The following is a 21,688-nucleotide window of genomic DNA, read 5'->3' as shown; positions in this document are numbered from 1 at the left end:
GCGGTCCCGGGGTGTGGTCCAATCGGTGGCCGGTCACGCCTTCGCCGTGCCCCGGCCCGTTCGGTCCTTCGGGCCCGTTCAGCCTGTCCGGCCGGTTCGGGTGGTGCCGGCGCCGGTGGTGGTGCCGGAGCCGCGCCCGCTGCCGACACCGGTGGGCGCCGGTCCGGGCGCCGCAAGGAGTACCTGATCGGCGTGGTGGTAAACGGACTCGACCTCTGGAGTGACCCGAACGGATGCCGGACGGCGCTGCGCCGGTCCACGGCGCCCCCAGCGCTTCGCCACCGCACGCACCGGGTCTGCGGTAGATGCTCGACCTCGCCCAACTCGCGGTAACAGCACGACACCTGATGACCGAACGGAGAACTGGCATGCGCAGAATCTGTCTGGCCCTGCCCACCAACCGGGCCTGTGCCGAGACGATTTCGGCGATCGGCAAGGAGGCCGCGTACGCCGCCGAGCACTTCGAGGTCGAGGTGCACCTGGTCGTCCTGGACTCCTCGGACGCGTCGACCTTCGCGGCGCACGCGCGCGCCGTTGCCGAACTGCCCGGGGCGGCGGGCGTGGTCGTGCACCACCTCGACGAGGCCCACCAGCGGGAGTTCCTGGAGCGGGTGGTCGACGCCGCCGGCGTCGCCGAACCGGCCCGGCTGCTCGATCTGATGCTGCCCGACGCCGTCTCCTACGGTGCCTGCACCAACCGGGCGTTCCTGATCGCCGCCGCCCTCGGCTGCGACTCCGTCCACCGCCGGGACTCGGACAGCGACTACCAGGTCCTGGACGGGAAGCCGGTCTTCCCGATCCACCAGGAGCTGCTGTCGCTCGGAAAGCGGGCGGCCGACGCGGAGGCGGCCGTCACCAAGAGCGAGCTGGAGCCGGCGGACGCCGAGAAGCCGGTGTCACTGGTCGGCAGCTCCTTCATCGGTGAACTCTCCGTCGACGTCAGCGAGATCCGCGAGCTGGACCCGGCCCTCTACTACGACGTGGTCAGCCTCTGGGCGCCGCCCGTCTGGTCCGAGGAGGAGAAGCGGCAGCTGGTCGAGGCGTCGTTCACCGGGGGCGGGACGGACCCGTTCACCGCCGACGAGTCAGTGCTCGGTGCTCCCGACATCTGGCAGGTGGACATGTGCAACATCGGCTTCGATCACGAGGTCTACGAGCGCGTCCCGCTGCCGCCCGCGACCGAGACCATCGGCAGTGACTACTTCCTGCTGCACGTGGTCCTGGACGCCACCCTGCCCGGCGTGGTGCACAACCGGCACATCGTGAACTACTACACCCCGGGCCGCCGGAGCGGCGCCGGATTCACCGCCTACCAGCTGCGGTTCACCAAGTTCCTGCTGTCGATGCTCTACCTCTACCCCGTCTACGGCCGGATGATGGCGGCCGGCGGCGAGCTGCTCGACGACCAGCACCACGTACGGGTGGACACGATCCTGGAGCTGGTCAGGGACAGCGCCGGGACGGACCGGGCTGAGAACGTCCACCGGCTGGACGTCCTCGACCGCTCGTATCGGCAACTGGGCGGGAAGTACACGGAGTTCGCCGAGCACCTGGCCCCGCTGCGGGAGCGCCTGCTCGACGAGGCCAAGGCGGACGTCGAGGACTTCGCGCGGCTGATCGCCGCCTGGGGCCCGATGGTGGCGGCCGCCCGCACCGACGGCCTGACCGGCCCGGGCGGCAGCCCCGCCGGCGGAGCCGGTGCCACCGTCGGAGGAGCCGAGTAGATGACGGACAACATCAGCTTCCGCCTGCTGGCCGACGAGGACTGGGACGCCGTCGTGGCGCTGGAGTCCGACGCCTACGCGGCGGACGACCTCTCCGAGGGCCGGGAGGCGCTGCAGTCCAGGGCGCGTTCCTCACCCGACACCTGCTTCGTGCTGGAGCACGGGGGCAAGGTCGGCGGCTATCTGCTGAGCCTGCCCTACCCGCTCTACCAGTGCCCGGACCTGGGGCAGGTGGAGGAGGCCGACTTCCAGTCGCGCAACCTGCACGTGCACGACTTCGTCATCGCGGAGCCGCTGCGCGGCAAGGACGTGGCGCTCCGGTTCATCCGCCACATCCGCGAGGAGGCGCAGGAGCAGGGCTTCGAGCGGATCTCCATGGTGGCGGTCCGGCGCAGCGACATCCTGCTCGCCCTGCTGGGCTACCGCACCCACCGCGAGGTCGCCGTTCCGGCCTGCTACGGCAAGCGCGCGGTGTACATGTCCATGGAGATCTAGCCGCACCCGCCGACTGGCGGTACGGCACAGGAGCCGGGAGCCGGGAGCCGGGAGCCGGGAGCCAGGAGGCAGGGCGAAGGGCACAGGAGGCAACGGACACCGGGCTCGCTCCAGCGGGCGGACCGCCCGGCCGATGTTCTCCCCATGAACACATGTCAGCCGCCCGTCGAGCGGCATGCCTCCTGGACCGAGCTCTTCTTCGACCTGGTCGTCGTCACCCCCGGCAGCCGGGTGCTGCGACTGGCGTAGGAGCGGATGGACCGCCTGATCAGAAAGCGGGGGACCGCCGAGCGCGTGCCGGTGGTCGAGGCGGCCTACGCCGACGCCCCGCACCTGGTGGAGCGGCTGGACCTGTTCGTCATCATCGTGCTGGGCGAGGGGGTCATCCAGATCACGTCGGTGGCGGGGGAGGCCGTCTGGCGCGCGGCCCTGGTCCGCGCCGCGGCGGGCGGCTTCGCGCTGCTCATCGGCTTGTGGAGCATGCCGCTGCCGCACGGGTACGGCGGTGTGCCGAAGGACGGCCCGGGCGACCTCCCGGTGCGCGTCATGACGGCGCTGCACGCTGCCACGACGTGCGCGCTCGCCGTCCTGGCGGCCGGGCCGGGCCCGGGCCTCGCGCACCCGTACGGCCACACCCCGGAGGGTGCGCGCCGGCTGCTGTGCGGGAGCCTCGTCGGGTACTTCGGGGTCGGCGTGCTGGCGGCCGCGGTGGCCGGGGCGTCCTGGCGGCGGACCCTGCGCTGGGCGCTGCCCTGCCTCGGGCTGACGCTGCTGCCGGCCGGGTGGTCCGGCCACTTCGGCGTGGGGTGGCTGAGCTGGGGGCTGACCGCGGCGGTGGACTAGCAACTCCTGTGCGCGTCGGGCGTACCGGCCCGCCCGGCCCGGCGCCGTGGCGTGTGAAGGACGCCCGGGCCGCCGTCCGCCCGGGCCGTACTCGCCGTCCCCCGGACCCCGTTCGCCGTTCGGCCGGAGTGATCGCGACGCGGCCTATACTCGGTCTGCTTGACCGGCGAACGGCACAACGGGGGGCGTTCATGGAGAGCTACACGGAGACTCCGCTGGGCCTGATCATCCTGGTCCTGGGCGGCGTCGCACTGGTCGTGCGGATGGTGTCCTTGCCGCTTCTGATGCGGGCTCAGCAGGCCACCCGCCATCGCGCGATCGGTCGCCTCGCGGGCGCGGGCGGGAGGGTGGCGGTGCCGTCGGGGCTGACGGCGGCGGCGGTCGGTGAACAGGTGCTCGTGCTGCTGAGCGCGGCCGGCCTGCTGGCCCTGCTGAACTCGACGATCGCCGAAACCGACTTCGTCTACATGATGCCGTCGATCGTCTCGGAGAGCCCGCTGGCCATCGCCCAGGCCCTGGACGTCCACTTCTCCATCACGCAGCCGATCTACCTCATCCCGGCGGTGGTCGCCCTGCTCGGCTGGGTGTTCCTCTGGCTCCTGACGCAGCGCAACCTGCTGGTCGTCGGCATGCCCCCGGGGGCCGGGACGACCACGGGCAGTATCGTCCGGCTGATCGGCGGCTTCGTCCTCCGCGCGGTGCTCGGTGCACTGGTGCTGCCGATCGGGGTGGTCGAGGGTGCGCTGATGTTCCAGATCATCGCGCTCGTGACCAGCCGGCGCCCGCTGGCCGGCGGTGCCGACCGCACGGCCCACGTCCCGGCGGATGCTCCGCCCGCCGCCCGGCCCGCGCCCTACCTGCCGATGCCCGCCGCCCCGGTCGACGCGCCGTGGTCCGTCCCCGCCCCACCGGCGCCGCAGGTCGCGCCGGCTCCGCTGCACCTCGGGCGCGTCGAACCCGCCGGGCAGGCCGGACCCGCCTCACCCGCCTCACCCGTCGGGCACGTCCCGCACCAGGCGCTGTACCCGCACGAGCCGCGGACGATCGGCGGGTACCAACTGCTCGGCCGGATCGGGGCCGGCGGCATGGGGACGGTCTACCTGGCCCGTCGGGAGGGCTCGGCCACCCAGGTCGCGCTGAAGACGATCAACCCCGAACTCCTCGGGGAAGCCGACCTGTTGCGTCGCTTCGAGCGCGAGGCGGAGGTGCTGGCGATGGTCTCCGGCGCCTACACCGCCCGGGTGCTGGACGCCGGTGTGGACTCCGGGCGCCCCTACCTGGCCATGGAACTGCTGGACGGCCGCCCGCTCGACGTCCATCTGCGCGAGCAGGGGCCGATCCGCTCCCCGGAGGCGCTGCGGGCCCTCGCGCTCGCGCTGGCCGTCGCGCTGCGCGGGGTGCACGGGCTGGGGCTGGTGCACCGGGACCTCAAGCCCGCCAACATCATGCTGACGACGGCGGGGCCGCGGCTGCTCGACTTCGGCATCGCGGCGATCGTCGACGGCACCCGGCTGACCCGCACCGGCGGCGGCCCGGGGACGCTGACCTACATGGCGCCCGAACAGTTCGGCGACGGGCCGGTCGGCCCGGCAGCGGACGTCTGGGCCTGGGCCTGCTGCGTGGTGTGCGCGGCCCACGGGGGGAGTCCGTTCGCGGCCGCCAGCACGGGGGCGGTGATCCGCCGGATCGTCGACACCGGCCCGGAGCCGACGGCTCTGGCAGCCCTCGCCGCGCTCGACCCGGCGCTCGCGGCGGTGGTCGGCCGGGCGCTGACCGCGGACCCGCAGACCCGCCCCGGCGACGGTGGCGCACTGCTGGACCTGCTGACGACGCGCCACGGCCCGGGCAGCACCGAGCCCGACGCGGGCGCGCTGCGCGAGGAGATCACCCACGGCTGGCGCACCCTCGCCCTCCGTGCGGACCAGGACTTCCCCCGACAGTGACCGCCTCCCCGGTTCCGGAGCGCTAGCCGGAGTCCGCTCCGGTACCGGCGAAGACCCGGGCACCGGCTCGGGCCGCCGAAAGGCTGACGGTCCTTGCCGTCGTACCCAGGGCGGCGCACCATCCGGCACACGGTGGCCGACCGTCCGGCCGCGGGCTCGGGGCCCTCTCGCAGGGCGAAGGGCCGGTACCCCAACGCCTGACCGACGACCTCGGGAGCCGTCGGCTGCCTTCCCTCGGGCCAGAGGATCAAGTCGCTGCCGTAGCCGCTCGGACAGCCGAGGGCCTTGCCCAACGCCACCACCACCCCGCACGGCTCGGCATCGTCGGCACAGTCCGCGTCCATGATCTTCTGCACCCACGCAACGGCCGCTTCACGAGCCGTCTCCGTCACAGCCACCCCTTCCCATGGGGGGCCGAGCCCGGCGCGTCACCTGATCGGCCGGACAGCTCCAGGGCGCGGTGCCGCTCCCACGGCCTCGCCGGTCCCCGCCACCGAAGCGTGCCGCAGCGAGTGCAGGACGGCGCCGGGCAGGCTCACCTGCTGGGGGGCCTCGACGTGCACCCGCTCGGCCCGGCCTCCCCGGAGGGCCGGCTGCGCGGGCCCGTCGACGAGTGCCGGGGGCCGCCAGCCCGCGTACCCCTTCTCCGGCCGGTCGGGTGCCGCGGTGCTCGCCGGGCGCCCCGGCCCGTCGCGGCGCAGGATGGAGATCCCGGGTGTCCGACGACGGCACCGGCGACACGGGAGGCTGCGGTGAACGGGAGGCTGCGGTGAACGGGAGGCTGCGGTGAACGGGAGGCTGCGGTGATCGGAATGGCTGACATCAGGGAGTGGCGCGGCCACGCCGTGGTCGACGAGAAGGACCACCGGATCGGCACGCTGGAGTCGGTGTACGTGGAGACGGCCAGTGACCAGCCGTTCTTCGTGACCGTCACGGTCGGCCTGCCGTCCCGGCGGCGGCTGGTGTTCGTCCCGCTCGACGGCGCCGTGGTCGGGCCCGGCTACGTCCGGGTCGCGTTCGCCAAGGGCGTGGTCAAGCAGGCGCCCTCGATCGGCACCGACGACGTGCTGCCCGCCGAGGACGAACCGGCGGTCTTCTCGCACTACGCACTCGCCTACACCCCCGGCGCCGGCGGTGAGCGGCGGCTGGCCAGGCGCTGAGCGGCCCGGGGGAGGGGTGCGTACGGGTCGGCCCCGGCGGCCGCGATACCCCGCGGGGTACGCTGGAGGCACGGTCACGACGGCGGAAGGCGGCTCCCGGGATGCAGGTGGACGAGGAAGCGGTGGGCGCCGTCCTGAACCGGCTCCGTCGGGCCCAGGGGCAGCTGGCCGGTGTGATCGCGATGATCGAGGCAGGCCGGGACTGCAAGGACGTCGTCACCCAGTTGGCGGCGGTCTCCCGCGCCCTGGACCGTGCCGGATTCAAGATCGTGGCCAGCGGGATGCGCCAGTGCATGGCCGCCGCCGACGGGGATGCCCCGCCGATGAGCGAGGCGGAGCTGGAGAAGCTCTTCCTGACCCTCGCCTGAGGCCGGACGGCCGGACGGCCCGGGCTCCGTCGCACGCCGTGACCAGCCGCGCCGATCGGCGGAGAATGGTCCCGGCGGAAGGTGGAGGCCATGGACGACATCGGCTTCGGCCGGGCGATGGAGGGCCTGCTGGCGGCCTCCCAGCGGATCGACCCCGGTGAGCTCGCTACGGCCGTCCGGGACGCGGCCCGGACGATGGGGCTCACCGACGCGCTGGTCCTGCTCGCCGACGTGCGGCAGGTGCAGCTCGCACCGCTGCTGCCACCGGGCCGGTCGTCGTGTCTCCGCTCCGGAGGCACTGCGGCGGCTGATCCACGCACTGCTGGAGCGCCAGGACCACCGGCTCACCGACGACGCCACGATCGTCCTGGTGGAATGGCACCCCGCCCTCTGATGCAGGGACCCCGCCCCGGCCGGCGACGCGGTGAGCTGCCCGCGGTTCCGCCCCGGATCCGGACCGGGCGTGAATTCCCGGCGCGCCGTGCCCCGTTCGGCGCACCGGGGTGGGAGGCTCGTCTGTCCCCGCAGGGCAGCCGCCGACCGGCAACCGCCCCGCGCACCGAACGCCGAACACCGCACCGCACCGCCGAACGCCGAACACCGCCTCCGCCGGACCGGCCGGACCGGCCGGACCCGCCCCACATCCACCCCACCACGACCCCCGGGCCACCACTGATGACCGTCTCCATCGCCCTGCTCACCCAGGATCTGCGCCTGCACGACAACCCCGTGCTCCGGGCCGCCGCCGAGGCCGCCGACGAGGTCGTGCCGCTGTTCGTCCTCGACCCCGAGGTCGACGCCGCCGGCTTCGCCCCGCCCAACCGGATGGCCTTCCTCGCCGACTGCCTCACCGACCTCGACGCCGCGCTGCGCCCGCTCGGCGGCAGGCTGCTGCTGCGCCGGGGCACCGCCGCCACCGAGACCGCCCGGCTGGCCACCGAGGTGGACGCCGTCTCGGTCCACGTCGCCGCCGGCGTGAGCGCCTTCGCCCACCGCCGCGAGCAGGCCCTGCGCGACGCCCTCGGCTCCCGTCTGCACGTCCACGACGGCGTGCTGACCGTGGCCGTACCGGGCGCGGTCAGCCCCGCCGGCAAGGACCACTACGCCGTGTTCACCCCGTACTTCCGGACCTGGCAGCAGGCCCCGCGCCGGACGGTGCACCGCGCGCCCCGGGCGCTGCGCACGCCCGAGGGCCTCGCGAGCGAGCCCGTCCCGGCCGTCACGCCGGATTCGCCGGGGCTGCCGCCGGGCGGTGAGCGCCCCGGCCGCAAGCTCTGGCAGGGCTACGCCCTGGAGCGGTACGAGGAACTGCACGACGACCTCGCCGCCGACGGCACCTCGCGCCTCTCGCCCTACCTGCACTTCGGCTGCGTCTCCGCGGCCGAGCTGGTGGCGTCCGCCGAACGACGCGGCGGCAGCGGTGCGGAGGCGTTCGTCCGGCAGCTGGCCTGGCGGGACTTCCACCACCAGGTGCTCGCCGCCCGCCCGGAGGCGGCGCACGCCGACTACCGGTCCAAGGGGGACCACTGGCTGCCCGACGACGCGGAGTCCGAGGCCTGGCGCCGGGGCCGCACCGGCTTCCCCCTGGTGGACGCGGGCATGCGCCAACTCGCCCAGGAGGGCTGGATGCACAACCGGGCCCGGCTGGTGACGGCCTCGTTCCTGACCAAGACGCTCTACAAGGACTGGCGGACGGGCGCCGCCCACTTCCTGCGGTTGCTGGTGGACGGTGACTTGGCCAACAACCAGCTCAACTGGCAGTGGGTGGCCGGGACCGGTACGGACACCCGGCCCAACCGGGTGCTCAACCCGCTCGCCCAGGCGGACCGGCTCGACCCGGACGGGGCCTACGTCCGGCGCTGGGTCCCTGAGTTGGCCGACCTGCCCGGTCGCTCCGTGCACCGCCCGTGGCGGCTGGACCACCCACCGGCCGACTACCCGGCACCGATCGTCGAGCCCGAGACGATCTCCGCCCGGCTCCGCCACGCCCGCGGCCTCGACTGAGCCCCTGACCGAACCGTCGGTTCGGGGCCCCTCGCGGGCCAGTAGGGGGACATGACGAGCGGTCAAGTATACCGGCCGGAGGTGTTCGAGCGGTTCTGACACGCATGGTCCCCGCCGACGGGGGTAGCCGGGCGTGCACCACTGCTGCAACAGAAGGGGGGCGCACGGTGCCCGAGATCGTCGAGGACGTCATCGAGGCCTGTCTCGTCGGCCCGGAGCCCCGGCCGGTGCCCATGGGGCTGCGCTACGACCCGGCCGACCCGTTCGCGCTGTCGCTCGGTTTCGGGGCCGGTGCCTCGCTCGGACTGGAGGGTGCACTGTCCTGGACGGCGGCCCGCGAGCTGTTCGGGGAGGGGCTGCGCAAGCCGTCCGGTCTGGGGGACCTACGGGTCCGGCCGTGGGCTCCCGGCGTGATCGCCGTCGAGTTCCACGGCGACGAGGGCTGTGCCGTCCTGGTGTTGTCCTCCCGGGACATGGTGCACTTCCTCCGCCGGACGTACGAGGTGGTCGCCCCGGGGACGGAGCACCGGCTGCTCGACTGGCCGGACACGGTGGCGGGCCTGGTGGGGGAGACCGGCTGAGCGGAGCGCGACGACCGGGGGCGGTGGCGACCTCAGCACGAGGCTGCGTCGCCGCCCCCAGTCATGGGCGGGGCTTCCGCCCGGAGCGGGCTTCGGGCGCAACCACCCGCGTCGGCCGGCGAGCCGCGGAGAGCCCGGTACGACGAACAGCCGACGCACGAGGATCGACCGGAGCACGACGAACACCACGGCCCGGGCGGGGAAACCGCCCGGGCCGTGGCCTGGGTCCTGCTGACCCCCGAGTGCCCTGACCCTGAGAGCCCTGAACCCCGAGAGCCCCTGAAGCCTGAGCCGCTCAGCGCCCGGGAGCGAGCCGGGCGGCATCGATCTCGACCCAGACCGCCTTGCCCTGCTCGTGGCGCTCGGCGCCCCAGCGGTCGGCGGCCCGCTGGATGATGAACAGGCCGTGGCCGCCGGGCAGCCCCGGCCGGTGCGGCAGGCGGGGCTCGGGGAGCGCGGACTCGCCGTCGCTCACCTCCACCCGGAGCCGGGCCGCGGACGCGTCCAGTACGAGTTCGAGCGGCCCGCCGCCGTGCATCATCGCGTTGGCCACCAGCTCGGCCACGAGCAGCACGACATCGTCCGCCACGTCCGGGTCCGCGCCGCTCTCCGGAGCCAGCCACGCCCAGTCGGCGAGCGCTTGCTGGGTGAAGGCACGCGAACGGGCCACCGGCTTGGGCAGGCCGGCCAGCCGCAGCCGCCGGCGTTGGCCGGCCTCCGGTAGCGTGGCTCCGGACCGGTTGTCGTCCAGGGTGCCCCGGCCCCTCGTCATATGCGGTTCACCCCTTCGTGCGGTTGCTGTGGCTCGTCGTCCGATCGGATTCCCGGGCAGCGCCAGGATATTCCTGTGACGGCCGTTCGACTGGTCGCCCGTGGTCATGGGCGGGCGGAGCGGGCCGGATCGCACGGTCGTGCTCAACGGACGAGCGCCGCGCCGACCGAGTCATGGATGGAGAACACGGCGCCGGCGCCGGTCAGTTCCAGGACGCGGGCGACCGGCGTGGCCACGGCCGCGAGGCGGAACTCCACCCCGGCTGCGGAGGCGGCCAGGCGGGTCTTCAACAACAGGTTCAGGCCGGAGGAGTCGCAGAAGCCGACGCCCTCCAGATCGACCACGACCAGGGGGGTGCCCTCGTCGACCAGGGAGGTCAGCGCCCGCTCGGCGGGCAGGAGGCTGTCGATGTCGAGATCACCCGCCACCGCGCAGACCGCCGCCTCGGCGTCGGCCCGCCTTATGTCCACGGTCAGCGCGGGCGGCAGAGTGCTCGCCGCCGCCGTGATCCGGTACTGCTCGTCCTCGACTGACATCGTGGTTGTCTTTCCCCTCCAGAGAGTTCCCTTCGACCATACGCGGGGGAAAGCCCGCGGCCAAGGCGCACGCCCCACAGGAGGAGTGACGCCCCGGCCGCCGGGGTCGCTCGGTCAGTCCTGGTCCAGACCGGCGCGGAGCCGGCCGAGGATCCGGCTGAGCAGCCGCGAGACGTGCATCTGGGAGACGCCCAGCCGGGCGCCGATCTCGGACTGCGTGAGCTCTTCGGTGAAGCGCATCGAGAGGATCTGCCGGTCACGCTCGGGCAGCGCGGCGATCAGGGGCTTCAGGGCGACCAGGCTCTCGATCTTCTCCAGCCGGCCGTCCTCCATGCCGAGCCGGTCGGCCAGGGAACCCCGGGAGTCGTCGTCGGTGGACTCGGAGCCCAGGTCGAGCGACCCCACGGTGTGGCCGTTGGCGGCGGTCAGCCCCTCGGTCACCTCCTCCGGGGTGAGCGACAGGTGCTCGGCCAGTTCGGCGACGGTCGGGGCGCGGTCGAGCCGCTGGGTGAGCTGCTCCTGGGCCCTGGCCAGGGTCAGCCGCAGCTCCTGGAGGCGGCGCGGCACGTGGACGGCCCAGGTGGTGTCACGGAAGTGGCGGCGGATCTCCCCGAGCACCGTCGGCACCGCGAACGTGGTGAACTCCACACCGTGCCGGGAGTCGAAGCGGTCGATCGCCTTGATCAGGCCGACGATGCCCGCCTGGACCAGGTCCTCCTGCGGCTCGCGGCTGGAATTGAAGCGCCGGGCGGCGTAGCGGACCAGGGAGATGTTCAGCTCGATCAGCGTGGCCCGGACATAGGAGTACTCCCGGGTGCCCTCCTCCAGTGCGTCGAGCCGGGCCAGCAGGGTCCGGGTCAGTTCACGCGCGTCGGCGGGGGAGACCTCGCTCGGTTCGGCGATCTCGGGGAGCTCGGGAAGCTCGGTGATCTCCGTGGTCGTCGAGAGGCCGGAGAGACCGGGCGTTCCGGAGGTGGCTCCCAAAGGCCCGGCGCTCGGCCGGGCCTGGCCCTGAAGGGGGAACACGGGGGCGAGGAGAGCATCACTGGACGGAGCCATGTCGGTCCTTTCATCGGTTCCGCGACGGTCTGTCCCTGTGTACCCGGGATCTTCGGACCGATTCCCCTTTGATGTGTGGTGATTCTGCAAAGAGGGTGTGATTACCCCGACATGTGAGCCTCGTCTCGTCCTGCGGCGCGGGCGACCGGCACTCGGGGCAGGGCGTGCGGATGGGTCTCGCACAGGTAGCCGACGAGGTGTTCGCGGACCTGGCAGCGCAGCTCGAACGCGGCGTCGGCGTCGGGCGCGGTCATCAGGGCCCGCACCACGATGGTGGTCGGTGTGGTGTCGACCACCTGGAGGGCGCTGCCCTCGCCGTCCCACAGCGAGCTCTTGGCGAGGAACGCCTCGAACTCCGCCCGCAGCTCGGGCACCGGGGTGCGGTGGTCCAGGTGGAACAGCGCGGTGCCGGTGATCTTGCTGGTGCGCCGCGACCAGTTCTCGAAGGGGCGGCCGGCGAAGTACGACATCGGCATCACCAGTCGCCGCTGGTCCCAGGTGGCGATCACCACCGAGGTGAGCGTGATCTCCTCAACCGTCCCCCACTCGCCGGCGACCACGACGACGTCGCCGATCCGGATCAGGTCGCCGAAGGCCATCTGGATGCCCGCGAACAGGTTGGCGAGGGTGCTCTGGGCCGCGATCCCGGCCACCACGCCGACCAGCCCGGCGGAGGCGAGCAGGCTGGTCCCGAGCCCCCGGACGGCGGGGAAGGTCATCAGCATCGCCCCGAGGGCGACCACGGCGACGGTGGCCTGGAAGATCCGGCCGAGCAGACCTGCCTGGGTCCGGGCCCGGCCCGCCCAGGCGGGGTTGCGCCGCCGCCCGGCGAGTTGCATCGCGCCGCTCGTCGCCAGGGCGATCAGCCGCGCGGCCAGCCAGGCGCAGGCGGCGATGGTCGCGAGCACCAGCAGATGCCGGACGGCGGCGTGCACGACCGGGGCGGTACGGGCCCACGGCTCCCCGGCGAGCATCAGTCCGCAGGCGGTGGCCGCCAGCAGGGGTGGCCGACAGGCGCGGAGCAGGGTCGGTGTGGGACCGGTGTGCCCGCGTGCGGCGACCAGTCGTGCCACGGCTTCCGTGAGCAGGTTGAGGCCGTAGGCGGCGACGGCGGCCGAAGCGGCGACGACGATCAGGCGGATGAGGCTCCACCCCATGGTGTGCGGTTCCCTTCCTCGGGTCGGTCCCGCGGGGGCGGTCCGCGGGAATGGGTCCCGCCTGCCCCCGGCTCCGCCGCCCACACCCGCCCCGGCCCCGCCGCTCGCCCCCCGGCCTGCCCGGCGGCCGATCGCCCCCCCGCCGCCGCCGGATCCGCGCTGGGCCGGCGGGGTGACGTCTGACGGATCGTCGGCCCGGGTGCATACCGGGGCGGGGCCGGGGCAGGCGCCCCTATGACCGACCGCCGGCCCGGCGGTCGGACCTCGGCGGAGAAGGGAAACGTGATGACACAGATCGAGGAGTCGGTCCTGGTCGACGTGCCGCTCGCGGTGGCGTACGAACAGTGGCGGAAGGTCGAGGACTTCCCGCGCTTCATGCGCGGCGTGGTCAGCATCGAGCGGCGTGGCAGGGAGCTCACCCACTGGGTGGTCGGCGTGGCCGGCGCGCACCGCGAGTTCGACGCCGCGACGACCGAGGTGGTGCCGGACGAGCGGGTGGCCTGGGCCGCGGTGGCCGGGGAGGTCCGGCAGTCGGGCGTGGTGACGTTCCACCGTCTCGGGGAGGACTGCACGCGGATCATGCTCCAGCTGGAGGTCGAACCGCAGGGTCTGCTGGAGCGGATCGGGGAGGCGCTCGGTTTCGTCGACCGTCAGGTCATCGACGACCTGCACGACTTCAAGGAGTTCGTCGAAGCCGCGCACGGCGGCCCGCCGAGCGCACCCCCGGGCGCCGACCCCGGCACGCCCCGGGCGGCCTGACCGCCCACCGGTCGGCACCGCCGCCCGTCCACCCAGCCGCCAGCGCGCCCGATCGACGCCCGCCGCGCCGGCGGCCCGGTCAGGGCCGGAGTTCCCGCAGCGCCCGACACCGCGTCATGCGTCGTTCACGTGGCGGTCGCCGACCTTGGGATGAATGGGGTCGCCCGCAGTTGTACAGCCAACTGCCGGTAACCCTCATCCCGATCTCCGTGACCAGCCGCGGACGGGCCCGGCCGTGCCCTCCCGCGGACCGGTCGCCCGGGCGCGGCGGACAGGACCACCGTGGCCGCAGGCAGCGCCCTGACGCTCAGCTCATCCGCCAACCCGGTCGAAGGCGACAGGCTCACCTTCCACTGGAGCACCGACGCCCCGGACCCCAAGAACTGGGTCGGCGTCTACGACGGCAGCAGGAAGCCCGGCACCGGCTCGTCGCTGCTCTGGAAGTACACCCCGGCCGCCGCCGGGGACGTGCAGCTCGACACCTCGGCGCTGACCGGCGGCCCGTACACCGCGTACCTGCTGGCGAAGGACGGCTACGGCGTCCTGGCGCAGACCGCGCCCTTCACCTTCCGGCCCAAGCCCGCCGTGGTCCGCCCGCACAGCGCGGTCGACGCGCTGACCACCGCGGCCGTGACGCCCGGGGGCGCCGTCTCGGTCAAGCTCGGCGGTCTCTGGTCCCGGCCGGCCGGCAACCCGGCGGGCACCGCGGCGTTCCGCAAGATCAGCGGCCCGGCCTGGGCCTCCGTCGGCTCCGACGGCACGCTCACCGGGACCGCGCCCGCCACCGCGCCGAAGAACCCGGAGGTGGTGGTCGTCGGCGTGAAGGACAGCGCGGGCGCCACCGACACCGTCACCGTGCAGATCCCGGTGGCGGACCCGGCAGGGCCGCTGCGGCTGAAGGTGGCGAGCTGGAACCTCGCCGAGGCCGGCGCGGCCTTCACCGACGCGGTGGAGAAGCAGCTGCGGGTGGTGCTCGCCCAGGGCCTGGACGTGCTCGCCCTCCAGGAGACGGCCGGCAGCGCCGCCCAGAGCCTGGCCACCGCGCTCGGCTGGTACGCCTACCAGAGCGCGGGCAGCGTCGGCGTCCTCAGCCGCTACCCGCTGTCCGCCGTCACCCCGGTCACCGCCGGGCTGCCCGCGGCCGGTGTGACGGTGCAGCTGCCCGGCGGCCGGGGCGTCCGCTTCTGGGCCGCCCACCTGGACGAGGCGAACTACGGCCCCTACGCGGTGCAGGACGGCCAGAGCGCTGCCCAGGTGACCGCCGGGGAGAGCGCCTCCGCCCGCCTCCGGCAGGCCACGGCGCTCGCCGCGGCCGTCCGCGCCGAGGCCGCCGCGCACACCCCGGTGGTCCTCGCCGGCGCGCTCTCCTCGCCCTCGCACCTGGACTGGACGGCGGCCACCGCGGCCAGCCACGGCGGGGCAGGCCCGCTGAACTGGCCGGTCACGGTGGCCCTCCAGGAGGCCGGACTGACCGACAGCTTCCGGGAGGAGAACCGGAACCCGGCCAAGGCGCCCGGGGCCACCTGGTCGCCGGTCCGCAAGCAGCGGGGCAGCAAACCGGAGCCGCAGGACCGGATCGACTATGTGCTGTACGCCGGCCCGCTGAAGCTGGTCGAGGCGCACACCCTGGTGGCGGACTGGCCCGCCACCGGGACCGACCCGGCCGCGATCGCCGCCAACCAGTGGCCCTCCGACAGCGCCGCCGCGGTCGCCACCTTCCAGCTCTGACGGCCTCCCGCCCCGTCCTGCTCCCTCCCCCGCCCCGAGAGGCCCGTTCGCCATGTCCGATCTCTCCCGTCGTTCCTTCGTCGGCGCCACCGCGGCCGCCGGCGCCGCCGCACTGACCGGCCTGCCCGCCGCGTCCGCGAGCGCCGCTCCCGCCGCCGGCCGGCCCACCGGCACCATCAAGGACGTCAAGCACGTCGTGGTCCTGATGCAGGAGAACCGCAGCTTCGACCACTACTTCGGCACCCTCAACGGCGTCCGCGGCTTCGGTGACAAGCAGGCCCTCCGGTTCCCGGACGGCACCGACGTGTTCCGCCAGCCCGACGCCGGGCGCGCCGACGGCGGCGCGATGCTGCCGTACCGGATGGACACGGCCAAGTACAACGCGCAGAACGCCGGCGGCCTCCCGCACGACTGGGCGACCGGTCACCAGGCGATCAACAACGGCGCGATGAACAAGTGGATCGCCGCCAAGGGCGAGCGCACCATGGGGTACTTCACCCGCGCCGACATCCCCTACCAGTACGCGCTGGCCGACGCGTTCACCCTCTGCGACGCCTACTTCACCTCGCTGGCCGGCCCGACCGACCCCAACCGGCTCTACCTGTGGACGGGCACCTCCGGCCCCGGACGGGACGGCACCACCGGCCCCTGGATCGACAACACCCCGGTGACCGACAACCCCGTCGCGGACTGGACGACCTACGCCGAGCGGCTGCAGGCGGCCGGCGTCTCCTGGCGGGTCTACCACAACCCCAGCAAGGACGACCGGACGGGCGACTACGACGACAACGCCCTGTCCTACTTCAAGCAGTTCCACAACTTCCCGAAGGACGACCCGCGTTACGTCAACGCGATGACCAGGTTCGACCCGGCGGCCTTCGACGCCCACTGCAAGGACGCCACCCTGCCGACCGTCTCCTGGCTGGTCGCGCCCTACCTGTTCAGCGAACACCCCAACGCGGGCCCGGCGTACGGCGCGCACTGGGTGAACCAGGCCCTCCAGTCGCTGATGTCCAACCCCGCCGTCTGGCAGCACACCGTCTTCCTCGTCATGTACGACGAGAACGACGGCTACTTCGACCACATGGTGCCACCCACCCCCGAGGCCGGTACGGCCGAGGAGTTCACCCAGGGCCGCGCGATCGGCCTCGGCAACCGGGTACCGCTCTGGGTGGCCTCCCCCTGGTCACGTGGCGGCTACGTCAACTCCCAGGTCTTCGACCACACCTCGGTCCTGCGCTTCATGGAACAGGTCACCGGGGTCGCCGAACCCAACATCTCCGCCTGGCGCCGGGCCGTCTGTGGCGACCTCACCAGCTGCTTCGACTTCGCGGCCCCGGACTTCTCCATACCGGACCTGCCCGACACCGTGGCCCTGATGGCCAAGGCCGACGCGGGGGCGGCGCTCCCCGGCGTCGCGCTGCCCGCCGCCGGCACCCAGTCGATGCCCGTCCAGGAGCCCGGCGAGCGCCCGCACCGTCACCTGCCCTACCAGCCCTGGGCGGACGTCGAGGTGGACCGGAAGACCGGCAAGGTCACCTGCACGATGAGCAACGACGGCTCGGTCGCCTTCCCCTACACCGTCTACCCCAACATCGTCCTCCCGTTCGCCGGGACGCCGTACACGGTGGCGCCCGCTGCCACCGCCACCTACGTCTGGGACGCCGCCGCCACGCACGGCCGGTACGACTTCACCGTCCACGGCCCCGACGGCTTCGTCCGCCGCTTCGCCGGCACCGTCGTCCGCGACGGTGAGGACGGCCAGAACGACATCGGCGTGCCGATCGTGACGGCCGATCTGAGCGGCTCCTCCCGGCTCACCCTCCAACTGGTCAACGACGGCCTGACCGACGTCGGCTTCACCGTGGTGCCCAACGACTTCGCGGGCACCGCGCAGACGGTCTGGGTCAAGCCCGGCAAGCAGGCCAACCTGGCCTGGCCGCTGGACAAGCAGGGCCGCTACGACGTCGTCGTGACGGCGGGCACCGGTCTGCGCTTCACCCAGCGGTACGCGGGCTGGGTGCACTGACCCCGGCGCCGCCGCCCGGGCCCGGGCGGGAACGGCCGGAGGCGCCGAACCGGTGACCTCCGGCCGTGGCTCGGCCGCCCGCCGCGGCCCGGCGGCTAGCGTCGGGCCATGCAGAAGATCACCACCTTCCTCTGGTTCGACGACCAGGCCGAAGAGGCCGCCCGCTTCTACACCTCGGTCTTCGCCAACTCCCGGATCACCGGCGTGACCCACTACGGCGAGACCGGCCCCGGCGAGCCGGGCCGGGTCATGACCGTCACCTTCGAACTCGACGGTCAGCAGTTCGTCGCCCTCAACGGCGGTCCGGTGTTCCACTTCACCGAGGCCATCTCGCTCCAGGTCGACTGCGCCGACCAGCAGGAGGTCGACGACCTCTGGGCCAAGCTCACCGCCGACGGCGGCGCGGCCAGCGAGTGCGGCTGGCTCAAGGACCGCTACGGGCTCTCGTGGCAGATCGTCCCCCGCGTGCTGACCGAACTGATCGCGGACCCGGACCCGGCCAAGGCCGCCCGGGTGGTGGCGGCGATGCTGCGGATGCAGAAGATCGAGATCCAGCCGCTCCTCGACGCCGCCCGGGGCTGAGACTGCCTCCGCCGCGTCGGTCCTGAGGACCGCTGCCCTCAGGACCCCTGCCCTCAGGACCGCTGCCCTCAGGCCCGCTGTTTGACCGCCCGCCGCCTCCGCAGCCGGCCCGGGTTCAGCCGCTCGCCCCGGGCCAGCCTCCGCAGCCGGGCGAACCGGGAGAACCGCTCCCGGTTCGCCACCGAGGCCCGGTCCAGTTCCTCCATCAGCCGCCGGCTGCGGTGCTCCAGATCGAGTTCGTCGAGGATCCGGTCCACCTCGGCCAGCAGCGAACCGTGCAGCTGCCAGGCCTCCGGGTGCTCCTGCACCCGGAGCAGCAGCAGATGGGCGACGTTCTCCCGACTGGCCCAGGCGGCGGCCAGCTCGGAGGTCAGCCGCCGCTCGGCCTCCTCGGCGTTGCGGCTCACCTGGGTGGTGACCAGTACCGCGAAGCTCACCAGCGCCCCGCCGAGGTGGCTCAGCAGCTCCTCCAGCGCGACCGCGACGTCGGCCGGGAACAGCCGCTCGCCCGGGGCCCGCCGCTTGGCGAGGTCGGTGAGCGACCGGGCCAGCACCCGGATCACCACCACGCAGATCTCCAGCGTGTCCAGACCGGTCCGCAGCACCAGCCGGGAGAGCAGCCCCTCGCTGATCCGGGGGTTGAGCCGCAGACTGTCCTCGGCCTGTCGCAGGGCGCCGTCGACGTCCGCGATGGCCTGGTCGAGCCGGCGGGCCTCGTACAGCCGTTCGGCCGCGCGCTCCACGGGGGTGGGCTCGCCGAGCTCCTCGGCGATGCCGAGCAGCAGGTGCCGGGCCCGCCGGGCGAGGTCCTCGATCGACTCGCCCGCCGTGTCGATCCAGACCGGCGGGGCGAACAGCAGATTGAACAGCAGTCCGACGGTGGCGCCGATCAGCGTCTCCAGCACCCGGTCCCAGGCTTGTGAGGTCACCTGGCTCACGCCCAGGATGAGCATCGCGCTGATCGCCACCTCCTGGACGAACTCGTCCACCCGGACGAACCGCCCGATGATCAGCGAGGCCAGGATGATCATGCCCAGGCTCCACCAGGAGAGCCCGACCACCGAGCTGAAACCGATCGCGATCAGCACCCCGACGACCACCGAGTTGACCCGGCGGATGCTGGTGGTCAGCGTCGAGTAGACGGTGACCTGGACGACCAGCAGCGCCGTCAGGGGGGCGGTCAGCGGCGCCGGCTCGCTGCTCAGCCGGGTGGCCACCACGTACGAGAGGGTGGCGGCCACCGTGGCCCGGACCGTCTGGACGACGAAGGGTTGTCGGGCACTGCGGCGCAGCGTGGTGGCGAGGGTCTCCGGGAGTAGGGCCATGCCGCCCTTCTTTCCCCGTCCTGGCAGCTCACACTGCTGATCCACCGCACCGGCACTCGAAAGAGCCGCTCGTCCGGCCGACGGCGCCGGCCCCGGTGCTAGGGCCGGCGGCGCTGTTCGCGCAGCAGCTTCCAGGGTGCGAGCGCCGATTCGAGCTGTACGCCGAGGCTCATCTTGGAGGTGCCCTGGACGCGTTCCTCGAACCGGATCGGCACCTCGCGGATCCGCATGCCCCGCTGGACGGCGCGGTAGTTCAGCTCCACCTGGAACGAGTACCCGTTGCTGTGCACCGAGGGCAGGTCGATCGCCCGCAGGGCCTGCGCGCGCCAGGCCTTGAACCCGGCGGTGGCGTCCTTGACCCCGAGGCCGAGGATGGTGTTGACGTAGAGGTTCGCCCAGGCCGACAGCGCCTTGCGGTGCCACGGCCACTCCTCGGCGGTCGAGCCGCCGGGCACGTAGCGCGAGCCGAGCACCACGGCGGTGCTCTCGTCGGCCAGCAGTGTCTCCACCATGACCGGGAGGACCGAGGCGGGGTGCGACAGGTCGGCGTCCATCTGCACCACCACGTCGGCGCCCTCCTCCAGGGCCCGGGTCATGCCCGCGACGTAGGCCCGGCCGAGGCCGTCCTTCTCGGTGCGGTGCAGTACGGAGACCGTGCCGGGCGCCCGGGCCGCGAGCCCGTCCGCGACCTCGCCGGTGCCGTCCGGGGAGTTGTCGTCGACCACCAGCAGGTGCAGACCGGGCAGCTTCAGGTCAGCGAGCAGCCCCGCGAGGACCGGCAGGTTCTCCCGCTCGTTGTACGTGGGTACGACGACAACGACCTTGGGGGAGGCCTCGACCATGTTCTGTCCCTCGCGCGATCCCCGGCCGGTGCCGCGCCGCCGGCGCCCGCAGCCGACCGGACAGGTGTCCACTTCGGTCGGGCGAGTCTAGCCGCGGTCGTACGTGCCCGGTCGCACCGCCCACCGGTGCTCCGGGCCGCGGCCGTCCGGCCGCCGGCCGGCACCCCGGTCCGGGACGTGTCGTCCTCGGCCGGGGTGCCGGGTGTGCCCTCCGGCTGCGGTGCCGGGTGCCTACCGGCTGGGGTGCGATCTGCTCCAGGCGGGGGCGACCAGGGCGATCAGGCCGACGGCGAAGGCGAGCTGGAGGATGTGGCGGATCCAGTCGATGCCCGAGGTGTGCCGCACGCCGACCCAGCCGGCCACCGCGTTGCCCAGCCAGGCGCCCGCGGCGCCGAGCAGCATCGTCAACCACCAGGGGATCGCCTGCGGGCCACGCAGGATCAGCTTGGCCAGAACACCCAGCACGAAACCGATGAGCAGAATCCACAGGAGCTGGAACATCGCATTCCACCTTTCGATGCGCGTTTCCCCATGATCGCCCGGATCACCCGCTTCGGCACGTCGGCGCGGGCCGCCCGGCGGCGGGCCCGGCCGGGCGCTCAGCGGTCGGCGTGGCTGAGGGCGGCCCCGGAGACCGGGTCGAAGACGTGCAGCCGGTCGGTGTCGATCCACAGCTCCAGCGGGCTGCCCTCGGCGGCCCGGGTGTCGGTGCCGATCCGGGCCACCACCTCGCGCCCGCGCGCGGTGGCGCCGGTGTCCCGCCGCTGCGCGGCCAGCTCCTCCAGCGCACCCGGGACGGCCGCCTCGCCCTCGACCGTGAAGTGCGCGAAGACGTCGGAGCCGACCGACTCCAGCACCTCGACGGCGACGGTGGCCGTCCGACCGCCGTGCGGGTGCTCCAGGAGGGCCGCGTCCTCGAAGTGCTCGGGCCGCAGCCCGACGACCACCTCGCGCGGCGCGTCCGCCGCGGTCAGCCGCTGCCGGAGCCGGTCGCTCACCGGCAGGTCGGCCAGCGCGGTGCGCAGCACGCCCTGCTCCAGGGTGGCGTCCAGGAAGTTCATCCCCGGTGAGCCGATGAACCCGGCGACGAACAGGTTGACCGGCTCGTCGTAGAGCTGCTGCGGCGCGCCGACCTGCTGGACGACGCCGCCGCGCAGCACCACCACGCGGTCGCCGAGCGTCATCGCCTCGACCTGGTCGTGCGTCACGTAGACGGTGGTGGTGCCCAGCCGGCGCTGGAGGCGGGAGATCTGGGTGCGCATCTGCACCCGGAGCTTGGCGTCCAGGTTGGAGAGCGGCTCGTCCATCAGGAAGGCCTTGGGGTCGCGGACGATAGCCCGGCCCATCGCGACCCGCTGGCGCTGGCCGCCGGAGAGGTTGGCGGGCCGGCGGTCCAGGTGCTCGGTCAGGTCGAGGATCCGGGCGGCCTCCTCGACCTTGGCGGCGATCACCGCCTTGTCGGTCTTCGCCAGCCGCAGGGCGAAGCCCATGTTCTCGCGGACGCTCATGTGCGGGTAGAGCGCGTAGCTCTGGAACACCATGGCGATGTCCCGGTCCTTGGGCGCGCGGTCGTTGACCACTTGGCCGTCGATCCGCAGGGTGCCCTCGGTGATGTCCTCCAGGCCCGCGATCATGTTGAGGGTGGTGGACTTCCCGCAGCCCGAGGGGCCGACCAGGATCACGAACTCGCCGTCCGCGACGGTCAGGTCGATGCCGTGGACGGCGACCGCGCCGTCCGGGTAGCGCTTGGTGATGCCGTCGAGGACGATCTCGGCCATGCC

At 73.3% G+C, this 21,688-nt stretch carries 20 protein-coding genes; 12 read left to right on the top strand and 8 right to left on the bottom strand.

All coding sequences use genetic code 11. From position 1 onward, the window contains the following. Positions 1-368: 368 nt before the first annotated feature. The 8 genes from ACIF6L_RS16050 to ACIF6L_RS16015 all read left to right on the top strand — a co-directional run bounded on the left by ACIF6L_RS16050 (position 369) and on the right by ACIF6L_RS16015 (position 9,118). Positions 369-1,724 (top strand): DUF6271 family protein, encoded by a 1,356-nt coding sequence (locus ACIF6L_RS16050; RefSeq protein WP_396487517.1) that lies wholly within the window; start codon positions 369-371, stop codon positions 1,722-1,724. Next, complete coding sequence (locus ACIF6L_RS16045) at positions 1,725-2,219, top strand: GNAT family N-acetyltransferase (RefSeq protein WP_396487515.1); 495 nt, start codon at positions 1,725-1,727, stop codon at positions 2,217-2,219. A gap of 255 nt (positions 2,220-2,474) precedes the next feature. After that, a complete protein-coding gene (locus ACIF6L_RS16040) occupies positions 2,475-3,062 on the top strand; it encodes a low temperature requirement protein A (RefSeq protein ID WP_396487514.1) in 588 nt (195 codons plus the stop codon). 191 nt (positions 3,063-3,253) lie between these two features. Further along, entirely contained in the window at positions 3,254-5,005 is a 1,752-nt protein-coding gene (locus ACIF6L_RS16035; RefSeq protein WP_396487512.1) for a serine/threonine-protein kinase, read from the top strand. Between the two features lie 803 nt (positions 5,006-5,808). Next, a complete protein-coding gene (locus ACIF6L_RS16030; RefSeq protein ID WP_359807140.1) occupies positions 5,809-6,165 on the top strand; it encodes a PRC-barrel domain-containing protein in 357 nt (118 codons plus the stop codon). A gap of 101 nt (positions 6,166-6,266) precedes the next feature. Continuing rightward, positions 6,267-6,533: a metal-sensitive transcriptional regulator gene (locus tag ACIF6L_RS16025; protein WP_329491330.1), complete on the top strand. Its 267-nt coding sequence runs from the start codon at positions 6,267-6,269 to the stop codon at positions 6,531-6,533. Positions 6,534-7,208: 675 nt separating this feature from the next. After that, positions 7,209-8,537, top strand: a complete 1,329-nt coding sequence (locus ACIF6L_RS16020) for a cryptochrome/photolyase family protein (protein WP_396487509.1) — start codon at positions 7,209-7,211, stop codon at positions 8,535-8,537. 167 nt (positions 8,538-8,704) lie between these two features. Further along, positions 8,705-9,118 (top strand): SsgA family sporulation/cell division regulator, encoded by a 414-nt coding sequence (locus ACIF6L_RS16015; protein ID WP_396487507.1) that lies wholly within the window; start codon positions 8,705-8,707, stop codon positions 9,116-9,118. Between the two features lie 295 nt (positions 9,119-9,413). Here ACIF6L_RS16015 and ACIF6L_RS16010 read toward each other — a convergent pair whose 3' ends face one another. The 4 genes from ACIF6L_RS16010 to ACIF6L_RS15995 form a co-directional block, all read right to left on the bottom strand. Next, on the bottom strand, positions 9,414-9,890 hold the full coding sequence (locus ACIF6L_RS16010; RefSeq protein ID WP_329491334.1) for an ATP-binding protein: 477 nt from the start codon (positions 9,888-9,890) through the stop codon (positions 9,414-9,416). Between the two features lie 143 nt (positions 9,891-10,033). Next, positions 10,034-10,426 (bottom strand): STAS domain-containing protein, encoded by a 393-nt coding sequence (locus ACIF6L_RS16005; protein ID WP_396487505.1) that lies wholly within the window; start codon positions 10,424-10,426, stop codon positions 10,034-10,036. A 114-nt stretch (positions 10,427-10,540) separates the two neighbouring features. Then, complete coding sequence (locus tag ACIF6L_RS16000; RefSeq protein WP_396487503.1) at positions 10,541-11,485, bottom strand: SigB/SigF/SigG family RNA polymerase sigma factor; 945 nt, start codon at positions 11,483-11,485, stop codon at positions 10,541-10,543. Between the two features lie 101 nt (positions 11,486-11,586). Beyond that, entirely contained in the window at positions 11,587-12,642 is a 1,056-nt protein-coding gene (locus tag ACIF6L_RS15995; protein ID WP_396487501.1) for a mechanosensitive ion channel family protein, read from the bottom strand. 285 nt (positions 12,643-12,927) lie between these two features. Here ACIF6L_RS15995 and ACIF6L_RS15990 point away from each other — a divergent pair, with 285 nt between their 5' ends. The 4 genes from ACIF6L_RS15990 (at position 12,928) to ACIF6L_RS15975 (ending at position 17,740) form a co-directional block, all read left to right on the top strand. Beyond that, positions 12,928-13,401 carry an SRPBCC family protein gene (locus ACIF6L_RS15990; protein WP_396487500.1) on the top strand — a complete coding sequence of 158 codons (474 nt, stop codon included), beginning with the start codon at positions 12,928-12,930 and terminating at the stop codon, positions 13,399-13,401. Positions 13,402-13,683: 282 nt separating this feature from the next. After that, positions 13,684-15,129: an endonuclease/exonuclease/phosphatase family protein gene (locus ACIF6L_RS15985; RefSeq protein WP_396487498.1), complete on the top strand. Its 1,446-nt coding sequence runs from the start codon at positions 13,684-13,686 to the stop codon at positions 15,127-15,129. Between the two features lie 52 nt (positions 15,130-15,181). After that, positions 15,182-17,158: a phosphocholine-specific phospholipase C gene (locus ACIF6L_RS15980; RefSeq protein WP_396487496.1), complete on the top strand. Its 1,977-nt coding sequence runs from the start codon at positions 15,182-15,184 to the stop codon at positions 17,156-17,158. Positions 17,159-17,266: 108 nt separating this feature from the next. Further along, positions 17,267-17,740 carry a VOC family protein gene (locus ACIF6L_RS15975; RefSeq protein ID WP_352295268.1) on the top strand — a complete coding sequence of 158 codons (474 nt, stop codon included), beginning with the start codon at positions 17,267-17,269 and terminating at the stop codon, positions 17,738-17,740. Between the two features lie 68 nt (positions 17,741-17,808). On the opposite strand, the gene ACIF6L_RS15970 is transcribed toward ACIF6L_RS15975, so the two are convergent. From ACIF6L_RS15970 to ACIF6L_RS15955, 4 genes are all read right to left on the bottom strand, one after another. After that, positions 17,809-19,065, bottom strand: coding sequence for an aromatic acid exporter family protein (locus ACIF6L_RS15970; protein WP_396487494.1), 1,257 nt, complete (start codon positions 19,063-19,065; stop codon positions 17,809-17,811). Positions 19,066-19,163: 98 nt separating this feature from the next. Beyond that, positions 19,164-19,907 carry a polyprenol monophosphomannose synthase gene (locus tag ACIF6L_RS15965; protein WP_396487492.1) on the bottom strand — a complete coding sequence of 248 codons (744 nt, stop codon included), beginning with the start codon at positions 19,905-19,907 and terminating at the stop codon, positions 19,164-19,166. A gap of 231 nt (positions 19,908-20,138) precedes the next feature. Then, positions 20,139-20,408, bottom strand: coding sequence for a GlsB/YeaQ/YmgE family stress response membrane protein (locus tag ACIF6L_RS15960; protein ID WP_329491344.1), 270 nt, complete (start codon positions 20,406-20,408; stop codon positions 20,139-20,141). Between the two features lie 98 nt (positions 20,409-20,506). Then, a complete protein-coding gene (locus ACIF6L_RS15955; RefSeq protein WP_329491345.1) occupies positions 20,507-21,685 on the bottom strand; it encodes a sn-glycerol-3-phosphate ABC transporter ATP-binding protein UgpC in 1,179 nt (392 codons plus the stop codon). Between the last annotated feature and the right edge of the window lie 3 nt (positions 21,686-21,688).

It is taken from the genome of Kitasatospora sp. NPDC086009, from assembly GCF_044540385.1.
Taxonomy (GTDB): domain Bacteria; phylum Actinomycetota; class Actinomycetes; order Streptomycetales; family Streptomycetaceae; genus Kitasatospora.
The sequence above is the reverse complement of the archived record's forward strand: the minus strand, read 5'-3'. Positions and strand labels throughout refer to the sequence as shown.

Coding starts and splice junctions, on each gene's coding strand:
- ACIF6L_RS16050 (WP_396487517.1), top strand. CDS start 369: ATGCGCAGAATCTGTCTGGCCCTGCCCACCAACCGGGCCTGTGCCGAG.
- ACIF6L_RS16045 (WP_396487515.1), top strand. CDS start 1,725: ATGACGGACAACATCAGCTTCCGCCTGCTGGCCGACGAGGACTGGGAC.
- ACIF6L_RS16040 (WP_396487514.1), top strand. CDS start 2,475: ATGGACCGCCTGATCAGAAAGCGGGGGACCGCCGAGCGCGTGCCGGTG.
- ACIF6L_RS16035 (WP_396487512.1), top strand. CDS start 3,254: ATGGAGAGCTACACGGAGACTCCGCTGGGCCTGATCATCCTGGTCCTG.
- ACIF6L_RS16025 (WP_329491330.1), top strand. CDS start 6,267: ATGCAGGTGGACGAGGAAGCGGTGGGCGCCGTCCTGAACCGGCTCCGT.
- ACIF6L_RS16020 (WP_396487509.1), top strand. CDS start 7,209: ATGACCGTCTCCATCGCCCTGCTCACCCAGGATCTGCGCCTGCACGAC.
- ACIF6L_RS16010 (WP_329491334.1), bottom strand. CDS start 9,890: ATGACGAGGGGCCGGGGCACCCTGGACGACAACCGGTCCGGAGCCACG.
- ACIF6L_RS16005 (WP_396487505.1), bottom strand. CDS start 10,426: ATGTCAGTCGAGGACGAGCAGTACCGGATCACGGCGGCGGCGAGCACT.
- ACIF6L_RS16000 (WP_396487503.1), bottom strand. CDS start 11,485: ATGGCTCCGTCCAGTGATGCTCTCCTCGCCCCCGTGTTCCCCCTTCAG.
- ACIF6L_RS15995 (WP_396487501.1), bottom strand. CDS start 12,642: ATGGGGTGGAGCCTCATCCGCCTGATCGTCGTCGCCGCTTCGGCCGCC.
- ACIF6L_RS15990 (WP_396487500.1), top strand. CDS start 12,928: ATGACACAGATCGAGGAGTCGGTCCTGGTCGACGTGCCGCTCGCGGTG.
- ACIF6L_RS15980 (WP_396487496.1), top strand. CDS start 15,182: ATGTCCGATCTCTCCCGTCGTTCCTTCGTCGGCGCCACCGCGGCCGCC.
- ACIF6L_RS15975 (WP_352295268.1), top strand. CDS start 17,267: ATGCAGAAGATCACCACCTTCCTCTGGTTCGACGACCAGGCCGAAGAG.
- ACIF6L_RS15970 (WP_396487494.1), bottom strand. CDS start 19,065: ATGGCCCTACTCCCGGAGACCCTCGCCACCACGCTGCGCCGCAGTGCC.
- ACIF6L_RS15965 (WP_396487492.1), bottom strand. CDS start 19,907: ATGGTCGAGGCCTCCCCCAAGGTCGTTGTCGTCGTACCCACGTACAAC.
- ACIF6L_RS15960 (WP_329491344.1), bottom strand. CDS start 20,408: ATGTTCCAGCTCCTGTGGATTCTGCTCATCGGTTTCGTGCTGGGTGTT.
- ACIF6L_RS15955 (WP_329491345.1), bottom strand. CDS start 21,685: ATGGCCGAGATCGTCCTCGACGGCATCACCAAGCGCTACCCGGACGGC.